Source organism: Ectopseudomonas khazarica, from assembly GCF_017915135.1.
Lineage (GTDB): Bacteria > Pseudomonadota > Gammaproteobacteria > Pseudomonadales > Pseudomonadaceae > Aquipseudomonas > Aquipseudomonas khazarica.
The window spans coordinates 1,680,790-1,692,394 of record NZ_CP068551.1; the positions used below are offsets into that span (position 1 = coordinate 1,680,790).

The 11,605-nt window shown below is 63.6% G+C and carries 8 protein-coding genes; all 8 read left to right on the forward strand.

Annotated features, from left to right (window positions below; translation table 11 throughout):
- The first annotated feature begins 31 nt into the window (after positions 1-31).
- The 8 genes from hrpA (at position 32) to cyoE (ending at position 11,104) form a co-directional block, all read left to right on the forward strand.
- Positions 32-4,075 (forward strand): ATP-dependent RNA helicase HrpA, encoded by a 4,044-nt coding sequence (gene hrpA / locus JLK41_RS07830; RefSeq protein WP_210390712.1) that lies wholly within the window; start codon positions 32-34, stop codon positions 4,073-4,075.
- 77 nt (positions 4,076-4,152) lie between these two features.
- Positions 4,153-4,416, forward strand: coding sequence for a hypothetical protein (locus tag JLK41_RS07835; RefSeq protein ID WP_037048833.1), 264 nt, complete (start codon positions 4,153-4,155; stop codon positions 4,414-4,416).
- Positions 4,413-4,988, forward strand: coding sequence for a DUF6436 domain-containing protein (locus JLK41_RS07840; protein ID WP_037048830.1), 576 nt, complete (start codon positions 4,413-4,415; stop codon positions 4,986-4,988). Before JLK41_RS07835 ends, JLK41_RS07840 begins: the two co-directional genes overlap by 4 nt.
- Before the next feature lie 1,286 nt (positions 4,989-6,274).
- Positions 6,275-7,192, forward strand: coding sequence for a ubiquinol oxidase subunit II (gene cyoA / locus JLK41_RS07845; protein WP_175253360.1), 918 nt, complete (start codon positions 6,275-6,277; stop codon positions 7,190-7,192).
- 2 nt (positions 7,193-7,194) lie between these two features.
- Positions 7,195-9,183, forward strand: coding sequence for a cytochrome o ubiquinol oxidase subunit I (gene cyoB, locus JLK41_RS07850; RefSeq protein WP_037048823.1), 1,989 nt, complete (start codon positions 7,195-7,197; stop codon positions 9,181-9,183).
- A gap of 2 nt (positions 9,184-9,185) precedes the next feature.
- The gene (gene cyoC, locus JLK41_RS07855; protein WP_037048821.1) at positions 9,186-9,812 is read left to right on the forward strand and encodes a cytochrome o ubiquinol oxidase subunit III; all 627 of its coding nucleotides are present in this window, start codon (positions 9,186-9,188) and stop codon (positions 9,810-9,812) included.
- Positions 9,813-10,148 carry a cytochrome o ubiquinol oxidase subunit IV gene (gene cyoD, locus JLK41_RS07860; RefSeq protein ID WP_037048819.1) on the forward strand — a complete coding sequence of 112 codons (336 nt, stop codon included), beginning with the start codon at positions 9,813-9,815 and terminating at the stop codon, positions 10,146-10,148.
- Positions 10,148-11,104, forward strand: coding sequence for a heme o synthase (cyoE, locus tag JLK41_RS07865; RefSeq protein ID WP_047585551.1), 957 nt, complete (start codon positions 10,148-10,150; stop codon positions 11,102-11,104). The genes cyoD and cyoE overlap by 1 nt, the downstream gene beginning before the upstream one ends.
- The last annotated feature ends 501 nt before the right edge of the window (positions 11,105-11,605 follow it).

The window sequence follows — 11,605 nt, forward strand, 5'->3', positions numbered from 1 at the left end:
TCCCGCCTTTGCCCTGATTGCCCCGATCCAGATGACTGACATCGCCACCCTGCAGAACAATCTCGACCACGTCATGATCGCCGAGCGTCATCGCTTGCGCCGGCAGTTGCATGAGCTGCAGAAGCAGCCTGACGAGGCCAAGCTGGCGCAGTGGCTGGAGCGTTTTCAGGCGTCCAGCGACAAGGTCGCAGCGCGGCGCAGCAGCATCCCGGCGATGCGTTACGACGATGCGCTGCCGATTGCGGCCAAGCGCGACGAGATCAAGGCCGCGCTGGAAAAGAGTCAGGTGGTGGTGATCGCCGGCGAGACGGGGTCGGGCAAGACCACCCAGTTGCCGAAGATCTGCCTTGAGATCGGTCGGGGTGTGCATGGTCTGATCGGTCATACCCAGCCGCGTCGTCTGGCGGCGCGTAGTGTCGCTACTCGCGTGGCGGAAGAAATCGGCACGCCGCTGGGCGAGCTGGTCGGCTATCAGGTGCGCTTCGAGGATCAGAGCAAGGACGGCACGCTGATCAAGCTGATGACCGACGGCATCCTGCTCGCCGAAACCCAGCACGACCGCTTTCTGGAAAAGTACGACACCCTCATCGTCGACGAGGCGCACGAACGCAGCCTCAATATCGACTTCCTGCTCGGCTACCTGAAGACCCTGCTGCCGCGTCGCCCGGATCTCAAGCTGATCATCACCTCGGCGACCATCGATCTGGAGCGCTTCTCCAAACATTTCAACGATGCCCCGATCATCGAGGTGTCCGGTCGCACCTACCCGGTGGAAACCTGGTATCGGCCGCTGGCGGCCGAGGTGGACGAGGAGGGCGAGAGCCTGCTCGATGACCTCACCGTCGACCAGGGCATCCTCGCCGCGCTGGACGAGATCGCCGCGCACGAACAGAGCGTCGGCAAGCGCCCGGGCGACGTGCTGGTATTCCTGCCCGGCGAGCGTGAGATTCGTGAGGCCGCCGAGGTGCTGCGCAAGGCCAATCTGCGTTTTACCGAGGTGCTGCCTTTGTATGCGCGGCTGACGCCGGCCGAGCAGCAGAAGATCTTCGCGCCCATGCCGGGGCGCAAGGTGGTGCTGGCCACCAACGTAGCGGAAACTTCGCTGACGGTGCCGGGCATCCGCTACGTGATCGACTCCGGTACGGCGCGCATCAGCCGTTACAGCTACCGCGCCAAGGTCCAGCGTCTGCCCATCGAGGCGGTGTCGCAGGCCAGCGCCAACCAGCGCAAGGGCCGCTGCGGCCGGGTCGAACCGGGCATCTGCATCCGCCTGTACAGCGAGGAGGATTTCCTCGGCCGTCCCGAGTTCACCGACCCGGAGATCCTGCGTACCAACCTGGCGGCGGTGATCCTGCAGATGCTGCACCTGCGCCTGGGCAGCATCGAGGACTTCCCCTTCATCGAGCCGCCAGACGGCAAGGCCATCAGCGATGGCTTCAACCTGCTGCAGGAGCTGTCGGCGGTCAACCGCGAAAGCCAGCTGACCCCCATCGGCCGGCAACTGGCGCGCCTGCCCATCGACCCACGCCTGGGGCGCATGGTGCTGGAAGGCGCCAGGCAGGGCAGCCTGGAGGAAATCCTCATCGTCGCCGCCGCGCTGTCGGTGCAGGACCCGCGTGAGCGACCGATGGATCGTCAGCAGGCGGCCGATCAGGCGCACGCGCAATGGAAGGACGTGGATTCCGACTTCGCCGCGCTGATCAACCTGTGGCGCGGCTTCGAGGAAAAACGCCAGGAGCTGGGCAGCAACCCGCTACGCACCTGGTGCAAGAAGAACTTCCTCAATTACATGCGCCTGCGCGAATGGCGCGATGCGCATCGGCAGCTGGTGCTGATCGCCCGTGACCTGCAGTTGAGCGGCAAAGGCGCACGCAAGGCGGATAACGCGTCCACCCAGGTGGATGGCTCCGGCCATCCACCCTACGAAAAGGCTCAAAGCCCGACGCCGACCAGGGACACCCGCGTCAACGCCATCGCCCGCCAGCAGGCCGAGGCCAGCGAGGCGGCGGTACGGGCGAAGAACTACGCCGCCGTGCACAAGGCGATTCTCGCCGGCCTGCTCAGCCAGATCGGCCAGAAGACCGAAGAGGGCGACTACCTCGGTGCGCGTCAGCGGCGTTTCTGGATCCATCCGTCCAGCGTGATCGGGCGCAAGAAGCCCACCTGGGTGATGGCGGCCGAACTGGTGGAAACCACCAAGCTGTTCGCGCGCATGGTGGCGAAGATCGAGCCGGACTGGATCGAGCCGCTGGCGGCGCATCTGGTGAAGAAGAACCACCTGGAGCCGCACTGGGAGAAGAAGCGCGGCCAGGTGGTGGCGTACGAGCAGGTCACCCTCTACGGGCTGATCATCGTCGGTCGCCGGCCCGTGCACTACGGCCCCATCGATCCGCCGGTGGCACGCGAGATGTTCATTCGCGAGGGCCTGGTGCGTGGCGAGATCAACAGCCGCGTACGCTGCCTGACCGCCAACCGGCAGTTGCTCGAACGCCTCGACGAGCTGGAAGCGAAGTCGCGTCGCCGTGACATCCTCGCTGACGAGGAGACCCTGTTCGGTTACTACGAGGCGCGCATCCCGCAGGATATCTACCAGGCCGCCAGTTTCGAGAGCTGGTACAAGAAGGGCAGCGCCAGCGATGCACAGCTCCTGATCATGCGCGAGGAGGACGCCCTGGCCCGCGATGCCAGGGAGGTGACCGCCGCGCAGTACCCGGACACCTTGCACATCGGCGAGCTGCAACTGCCGCTGTCCTATCACTTCGAGCCCAATCACCCGCGTGACGGCGTGACCCTGCGCGTGCCGGCGCCGCTGCTGCCGCAATTGCAGCCCGAGCGTCTGGGTTGGCTGGTGCCAGGCCTGCTGGAGGCCAAGTGCGTGGCGCTGGTGCGTGGCCTGCCCAAGGCGCTGCGCAAGAACTTCGTACCGGTGCCGGACTTCGTCGGTGCGGCGCTGGACAAGCTGCACTTCGGTCAGGGTTCGCTGCCGCACGCGTTGGGCGCCGAGCTGCTGCGCATGACCGGCGCGCGGGTCTCCGACGAGGCCTGGGCGGAAGCGGCCGACAGTCTGGAGAACCACCTGAAGATGAACATCGAGGTGGTCGATGCGCGTGGCAAGTTCCTCGGCGAGGGCCGTGACCTGGCCGAGCTGACCGCGCGTTTCGCCGAGGCCAGCCAGGCCGCGCTGGCCATCCCGCAGCAGGACAAGGCGCCGAAGACGGTGGAGGCCAAGGCCTTCGCCGAAGTCGCCGAGAAGGCTCAGCAGAAGATTGCCGGGCTTTCCATGACGGTTTATCCGGCGCTGGTGGAAGAGACCGGGGTGGTCAAGGAAGGGCGCTTCCCGACCCAGGCCGAGGCCGACTATCAGCACCGCCGTGCCCTGCAGCGTCTGTTGCTGCAGCAGCTGAGCGAGCAGGCCAAGTTCCTGCGCGGCAAGCTGCCGGGGCTGACCGAGCTGGGCCTGCTGTATCGCGAGCTGGGGCGGGTCGAGGCGCTGGTCGAGGACATTCTGCTGGCCAGCCTGGATGCCTGCATCCTCGACGGCGAGGCAACGCTGCCGCGCGACGGTGCGGCGCTGGCGCAACTGGCCGAGCGCAAGCGTGGCGACTGGACGGTGCATGCCGAACGCATCGCCCGCCTGGCGCTGGAGATTCTCAAGCTGCACCACGGTCTGCTCAAGCGCTTCAAGGGCAAGATCGATCTGGCCCAGGCCATGGCGCTCAACGATATCAAGCAGCAACTGGGCAACCTGGTCTACGCCGGCTTCGTGCGTGAAACGCCGGGCGAGTGGCTCAAGGAAGTACCGCGTTACCTCAAGGCCATCGAGCAGCGCCTGGACAAGGTCGGCGCGCAGGTGCAGCGCGACCGTGTGTGGACCGGTGAGCTGAGCGGCTACTGGGAGCAGTACCAGGCGCGCACCGCCAAGCACCTCCAGGAAGGCAAGCGCGACCCGCAGCTGGTGCTGTACCGCTGGATGCTGGAGGAGTACCGCGTGTCGCTGTTCGCCCAGCAGCTGGGGACGAAAATGGCGGTTTCGGACAAGCGCCTGAACAAGCAGTGGATGCTGGTCGAGGGTTGAAGTTCGGTGCCGTTCGGTGATGTCCGCATCGCCGAGCGGACAGGATGCATCCACTGTGAATTGGCAAAGAGAGAAGCATGAGCGTGAATGATGAAAACGTCGGGCTGGGGCGTCGTGGCTGCCTCGGCCTGTTCCTGGCGGGTCTGCTGTTCGTCGTGCTGGTGTTCGTCGGTCTCATCTACATCATGACGCGTCCGCAGGATGGTGAGATCGAAGCCGCCGAGCGCGAGGCGATCGAAGCCTGCTGGAAGAGCGCCGATGCCACGGAGCGCAGCTTCACCGTGGAAAGCTGCCAGGAAATGGAAAAGCAGTTCCTGCGCAAGTTCGGCCATCAGCCATGAGCCTGCTGCAACGTCTGAGCTTCAAGCACTTCGTGGTGGGGTTCTGCGTGTTGGCGCTGGGGCTCGTGGTGCTGATCTGGTGGCTCAGCGGCGCCGCCTACCTGCGTCCCTATGCGGAGCAGACGGTGATCTTCAGCCAGGACGGCCTGAAGCTTCCCGCCTCGCTGGCAGGCCCGGGGCCCATTCGCGTGGTGCACTTCTGGGACCCTGACTGCCCCTGCAACGCGGAGACCGATGCGCACCTGCGTTACCTGATCGGTCTGCACCGCAATGCCGATGTCGAGTTCTACAGCGTGCAGAAACCTGGCAGCAAGGGTGAGATCGCGCCCTTCCTGCGTGGGCGGATGAAACCCTTGCCCGGCATCGAGGGCATGGAGTCGCTGCCGGCCAGCCCGGCCCTGGCGATCTGGGACCGCGATGGCAACCTGGCCTATGCCGGTCCCTACAGCGAGGGGCTGGTGTGCAATTCCAGCAACAGCTTCGTCGAGCCGGTGCTCGATGCGCTGACCCAGGGGCGCCATGTGTCGCTGGCCAGCGGTCTGGCCGTGGGCTGCTACTGCGCCTGGAAATAGTGGCGATGGCAGGCTGCGGGGGCCGGGAGTAGAGCGGTGGCTTGTGAATGGGCATCCTGAGGCTTGGGTGGCGTTCGGCTCCGGCCGTGAGGCTGGTCGCGGCTGAAGCCCCTCCCACAAAAGCCCCTCCCACAAAAGCCCCTCCCACAGGAGTCCCTCCTGCCAACTGCCGTTGCGTAGCCCGGATGCAATCCGGGGCGGGCAGGGGGTCCGTACATGCTTTGCGTGCGGGCTGGGCAGATAGAGCTATCGCGGCTGAAGCCGCTCCTACAGGTGTGTGGTGGCGGCTGGGGCATTCGGCTACGTGTTCACCCAGTGCTGGGTGGCTGAGACATCTTCACAGAAGAGCCCCGGCTGGTTGCCATTGCGTAGCCCGGATGCAATCCGGGGCGGGCATGGGGTCCGTACATGCTTTGCATGTGGGCTGGGCAGGTAGCGCGATCGCGGCTGAAGCCGCTCCTACAGGTGTGTGGTGGCTGCGGGGGCGTTCGGCTGCATATTCACCCAGTGCTGGGTGGCTGGGGGCCATCCTCACAGAAGTGCCCCTGCCGGCTGTCATTGCGTAGCCCGGATGCAATCCGGGGCGGGCAGGGGGCGTCCTGCTTTGCATGCGGGTTCGGCAGATAGAGCTATCGCGGCTGAAGCCGCTCCTACAGGTGCTTGGCGGCTACAGGGGCATGCTCATGCGGTGGTGCGCGCCTGAAGCGGCGGCTGCAGGCGCTCAGCTGTCCCGTGGGAGCGGCTTCAGCCGCGATGCTTTTGGCCGACCGTGGTGGCCCCGGATTGCATCCGGGCTACGCGCCAGTCGTCCCCGTCCCTCGATGCGAGCGCCGTTCCAGGCCCAGCTTCCTGCAGGGCTGACGCACCTCGCGTGCGCACTCGAAAACTCCGAAATTTCCTCGATGTCAAGCGCTGTGGCGCCGTCGGCTGACGGCATCTTGCATGTCAATGATTCCTGTCAATTTGCTGACAAACAGCTCTAAAACGCGGGTGTGATCATTTGTCGCACCCCTGCGCGTCTTTGCTGCGTTCTCGCAGCAAGGTGTTTCAAAATATTGCGTATTTGTTGCGAAACATGTCGACAAGAGGCTGTCAGTTTGCTCATGAGTAGGTTGCTAATGAATTGTGCGGGCGCGCCCCAGCCCTCAAGATCGCCCGTCCCACGGTTTTACCGTTTCGCTTGCACGGATGCTCAAGCTCAGAGTTTCCGCTGCCGGCCTTTTGCTCGATGGGCCGCACGGCGACTGAAGCCGAATGTGGGACATCACTCAGTTGAAGGTCGTGACATGAAAGAAGAGAAATACCATCGTTGTGTGCGCTGGTTGCTGATGGCGATCGCCTGCTCAGCGCTCGGTGGATGTGACTGGGCACTGTTCAACTCGAAAGGGCAGATCGGTGTCGAACAGGGCAATCTGATCCTGATCTCCATCGGACTCATGCTGATCGTGGTCGTACCCGTGATCATCATGACCTTCCTGTTTGGCTGGCGTTATCGCGAGTCGAACGAGAAGGCCACCTACATGCCCGACTGGGCACATTCGCACAAGATCGAACTGGTCGTCTGGGGTGTTCCACTGATCATCGTCGCGGTACTGGCGGTCATCATCTGGAAAACCTCGCACTCGCTCGACCCCTACCGCCCGATCGAATCGGACAAGCCGGCACTCAACATCGAGGTGGTCTCGCTCGACTGGAAGTGGCTGTTCATCTACCCGGATCAGGGCGTTGCCGTGGTCAACGAGCTGGTGATCCCGGAGAAGACCCCGGTGACCTTCCACATCACCTCCGACACGGTGATGAACGCGCTGTCGATCCCGCAGCTCGGCGGGATGATCTATGCCATGGGCGGCCAGCGCACGCAGCTCAACCTGATCGCCAACGAACAGGGCGAGTTCTTCGGCCAGTCCGGCAACTTCAGTGGCGAAGGCTTCTCGGCCATGCGCTTCACCACCCACTCGGTCAGCGATGAAGTCTTCGCGCAGTGGGTCGACAAGGTCAGGCAGTCGCCCGAGGTCATGGACTTCGCGGCGTTCAAGCAGGTGGGCGAGCCCGGCGAGATGGTCAACCACCGCTACCCGATCTACCCGATCCGCTACTTCGGCCAGGTCGAGCCGAACCTGTTCAACAAGGTGATCGGCCAGTACGTGACCCTGAAGGATTCCCACAGCACGGCCATGCGCGAAGCAGCGGAGGTGCAGGAGTGAATATGTTTGGAAAACTGACTCTGGATGCGGTGCCGTATCACGAGCCGATCATCATGATCACCCTCGCCATCGTCGCGCTGGGTGGTCTGGCAGTGTTCGCCGCGGTGACCTACTTCAAGAAGTGGGGCTACCTGTGGAGCGAGTGGCTCACCTCGGTGGACCACAAGAAAATCGGCGTGATGTACATCCTCGTTGCGCTGGTCATGCTGGTGCGTGGCTTTGCCGACGCGATCATGATGCGTACCCACCTGGCCATGGCCCACGGTGACGGGCAGGGCTACCTGCCGCCCGAGCACTACGACCAGATCTTCACCGCGCACGGCATCATCATGCTGATCTTCGTGGCCATGCCACTGGTCACCGGCCTGATGAACATCGTCGTGCCGCTGCAGATCGGCGCACGTGACGTGGCCTTCCCCTACCTGAACTCGCTGAGCTTCTGGCTGTTCGTCGGTGGCGCGCTGCTGATCAACCTGTCGCTGGGCCTGGGCGAGTTCGCCAAGACCGGCTGGGTGGCTTATCCACCGTTGTCAGGCATCCAGTACAGTCCGGGCGTGGGCATGGACTACTACATCTGGAGCATGCAGCTATCGGGCTTGGGGACGACCCTGACCGGGGTCAACTTCATCGCCACCATCCTCAAGATGCGTGCCCCGGGCATGAGCCTGATGAAGATGCCGATCTTCACCTGGACCATCCTGATCACCTGCATCCTGATCTGCGGCGCCTTCCCTCCGCTGACCGCGACCCTGGCGATGCTGTCGCTCGACCGCTACCTGGATTTCCACTTCTTCACCAATGAACTGGGCGGCAACCCGATGATGTACGCCAACCTGTTCTGGATCTGGGGTCACCCGGAGGTGTACATCCTCATCCTGCCGGCGTTCGGCGTGTTCTCCGAAGTGGTGGCGACCTTCTCGCGCAAGACCCTGTTCGGCTATGCCTCGATGGTCTGGGCGACTGCGGCTATCGGCGTGCTGTCGTTCGTGGTGTGGCTGCACCACTTCTTCACCATGGGTTCCGGTGCCAGCGTCAACGCCTTCTTCGGCATCATGACCTCGATCATCGCCATCCCCACCGGGGTGAAGATCTTCACCTGGCTGTTCACCATCTTCCGTGGCCGTCTGCAACTCAACGCCATGACCTGGATGACCCTGGGCTTCCTGGTGACCTTCTCCATCGGCGGCATGACCGGCGTTCTGATGGCGGTGCCGGCGGCGGACTTCGTGCTGCACAACAGCCTGTTCCTGATCGCCCACTTCCACAACGTGATCATCGGTGGCGCGGTGTTCGGCTACCTGGCCGGCATCATCTACTGGTTCCCGAAGGCCTTCGGCTTCAAGCTGCTCGATCGCTTCGGCCGTTACTCCTTCTGGTGCTGGCTGATCGGTTTCTACTTCGCCTTCATGCCGCTGTACGTGCTCGGTTTCATGGGCATGACCCGTCGCCTGAACCACTTCGACAACCCGGCCTGGGTGCCGTGGGTGCAGGTGGCCGTGGTCGGTGCGGTGCTGATCGGCATCGGTATCGTCTTCACCGTGGTGCAGTTCGTCACCAGCTACATCAAGCGCAAGGACAACGTCGACGTCACGGGCGATCCGTGGGATGGCCGTACCCTGGAATGGGCAACGTCCTCGCCGCCGCCGTTCTACAACTTCGCGGTCATCCCGACGGCGGACAAGATCGACGCCTTCTATGAGGCGAAGAAGAACGGCGTCGAGCTGATGCCTGCGCCCGAGCACTACGAGCCGATCCACATGCCGAAGAACACCGGCAACGGCCTGGTCGTGTCGGCGTTCGTCATCGCCTTCGGCTTCGCCATGATCTGGCACATCTGGTGGCTCGCCATCGTCGGTCTGGTCGGTGCCGTGGTCAGCTTCATCGTGCGTTCCTACGACGAGGACATCGACTACTACGTGCAGCCCGAAGAGATCGCGCGGATCGAGCAGGCGCACCATCAAACCAAAGCCAACGCAGTGGTACAGGCATAACCATGACCGCATACGAACCCCACTATCCACATGACGCTCATGGCCACGGCCATGAGCACCACCACGACAGCAGTGGCATCAAGCTGTTCGGCTTCTGGGTCTACCTGATGACCGATCTGCTGATCTTCGCCACGGTGTTCGCCACCTTCGCGGTGCTGAGCAACGCCTTCGCCGGTGGCCCCACCGCCAAGGAGATGCTCCGTCCGGGCCTGCACCTGGTGCTGGTGGAAACCTTCGCGCTGCTGTTCTCCAGCATCACCTACGGCATGGCCATGCTCGCCACCTACCGGGGCGACAAGGCCGCGGTGCTGCGCTGGCTGGGCATCACCTTCCTGTTCGGGGTGAGCTTCATCAGCATCGAGCTGTACGAGTTCCGTCACCTGATTCATGAAGGGGCCGGGCCGCAGACCAGCGCCTACTGGTCGGCATTCTTCACCCTGGTCGGCACCCACGGTCTGCACGTCAGTGCCGGCCTGCTGTGGATGCTGGTGCTGATGCTGCAGGTCGGCAGCCGTGGCCTGACCGACACCAACAAGACGCGGGTCGGACTGCTCAGCCTGTTCTGGCACTTCCTCGACGTGGTGTGGATCTGCGTCTTCACCGTCGTCTACCTGATGGGAGTGCTGTAAATGGCTCATCAAGACAATCACGCGGCGCACGCCGTGGGTTTCAAGGATTACCTGAGCGGTTTCATCCTCTCGGTGATCCTTACCGTGATCCCCTTCGCCCTGGTCATGCATCCTGAAGTGCTGGGCCTGAGCCGTGGCGCGACCCTGATCACCGTGGTGATCTTCGGCCTGGTGCAGGTTCTCGTCCACCTCGTGTACTTCCTGCACATGAAGACCGACGCGGAAGGCCGCTGGAACGTCGTATCGATGATCTTCACCGTGTTGATCATCGCGTTCGTCGTGGGCCTGTCGGTCTGGATCATGTGGAGCATGCACTATCACATGATGATCAACTGATGCTGGCGCTCCTGAAGCAGTACCTCAACCTCGCCAAGCCAGGCATCGTCTTCGGCAATCTGATTTCCGTGACGGGTGGGTTCTTCCTGGCTTCGCGTGGCGATGCCGACCTGACGCTGTTCCTCGCGACAGCGCTGGGGGTTGCGCTGGTGATCGCCTCAGGCTGCGTGTTCAACAACTACATCGACAGGGACATCGACCAGAAGATGGAGCGGACCCGCAACCGGGTCCTGGCGCAGGGGCTGGTGTCCCCTGCGCACGCCATCGTCTATGCCTGCGTGCTCGGGGTCGCCGGTGTGGCCGTGCTGTATGCCGCCAGCAACACCCTCGCGGTGATGCTGGTGCTGATGGGCTTCGTGGTCTACGTCGGCCTCTACAGCCTGTGGCTCAAGCGCGGTTCGGTGTACGGCACCCTGGTCGGCAGCCTGTCGGGGGCGGCTCCGCCCGTGGTGGGCTACTGCGCGGTCAGCAACGAGTTCGATGCTGGCGCGGCCATCCTGTTGTTGATCTTCAGCCTGTGGCAGATGCCGCATTCCTATGCCATCGCCATCTTCCGTTTCAATGACTACCAGGCCGCGAACATTCCGGTGCTGCCCGTCATCAAGGGGATCTCGGCTGCCAAGCGGCAGATCGTGCTGTACATCGCCGCCTTCGTGGTCGCGACCCTGATGCTGACGCTCAGCGGTTACGCCGGCTACAGCTACTTCGTGGTCGCCGCGCTGAGCGGTGCCTACTGGCTGTGGATGGGCGTATCGGGATACAAGGCCGTCGACGATACGGTGTGGGCGCGCAAGCTGTTCACCTTCTCCATCGTCACCATCACCATGCTCAGCGTGATGATGTCGGTGGACTTCATCTCCGCGCCGGAGCAGGTGCTGGTGACCTCCATCAACCACCTGTGCAGCCAGTTCGCCGCCAGCGCGCAGGGCATCTGCGCGGTGGTCGCCGGTATCTGATCGGGACGGGTAGGGCGGCATCTTCAGCTGCGGCCAGCCTGTAGGGTGGATGTCGCTCCTTACATCCACCAGCCGGTGGATCGATGCAGCGTGATCCACCCTACGGCAGCACCTTCAGCTGCGGCCAGCCGGCAGGGTGGATGTCGCTCTTTGCATCCACCAGCCGGTGGATCGATGCAGCGCGATCCACCCTACGGCGGCATCTTCAGCTGCGGCCAGCCTGCAGGGTGGATGTCGCTCGTTGCATCCACCAGCCGGTGGATCGGTGAAGCGCGATCCACCCTACGGCAGCGCCTTCAGCTGCGGCCAGCCTGCAGGGTGGATGTCGCTCTTTGCATCCACCAGCCGGTGGATCGATGCAGCGCGATCCACCCTACGGCAGTACCTTCAGCGTCGGCCAGCCTGTAGGGTGGATGTCGCTCCTTACATCCACCAACCGGTGGATCGGTGCAGCGTGATCCACCCTACGGCAGTACCTTCGGCTGCGGCCAGCCTGTAGGG

What these genes read in the sequence shown, in the direction of transcription:
- hrpA (WP_210390712.1), top strand. Translation starts at nt 32, where the DNA reads ATGACTGACATCGCCACCCTGCAGAACAATCTCGACCACGTCATGATC.
- JLK41_RS07835 (WP_037048833.1), top strand. Translation starts at nt 4,153, where the DNA reads ATGAGCGTGAATGATGAAAACGTCGGGCTGGGGCGTCGTGGCTGCCTC.
- JLK41_RS07840 (WP_037048830.1), top strand. Translation starts at nt 4,413, where the DNA reads ATGAGCCTGCTGCAACGTCTGAGCTTCAAGCACTTCGTGGTGGGGTTC.
- cyoA (WP_175253360.1), top strand. Translation starts at nt 6,275, where the DNA reads ATGAAAGAAGAGAAATACCATCGTTGTGTGCGCTGGTTGCTGATGGCG.
- cyoB (WP_037048823.1), top strand. Translation starts at nt 7,195, where the DNA reads ATGTTTGGAAAACTGACTCTGGATGCGGTGCCGTATCACGAGCCGATC.
- cyoC (WP_037048821.1), top strand. Translation starts at nt 9,186, where the DNA reads ATGACCGCATACGAACCCCACTATCCACATGACGCTCATGGCCACGGC.
- cyoD (WP_037048819.1), top strand. Translation starts at nt 9,813, where the DNA reads ATGGCTCATCAAGACAATCACGCGGCGCACGCCGTGGGTTTCAAGGAT.
- cyoE (WP_047585551.1), top strand. Translation starts at nt 10,148, where the DNA reads ATGCTGGCGCTCCTGAAGCAGTACCTCAACCTCGCCAAGCCAGGCATC.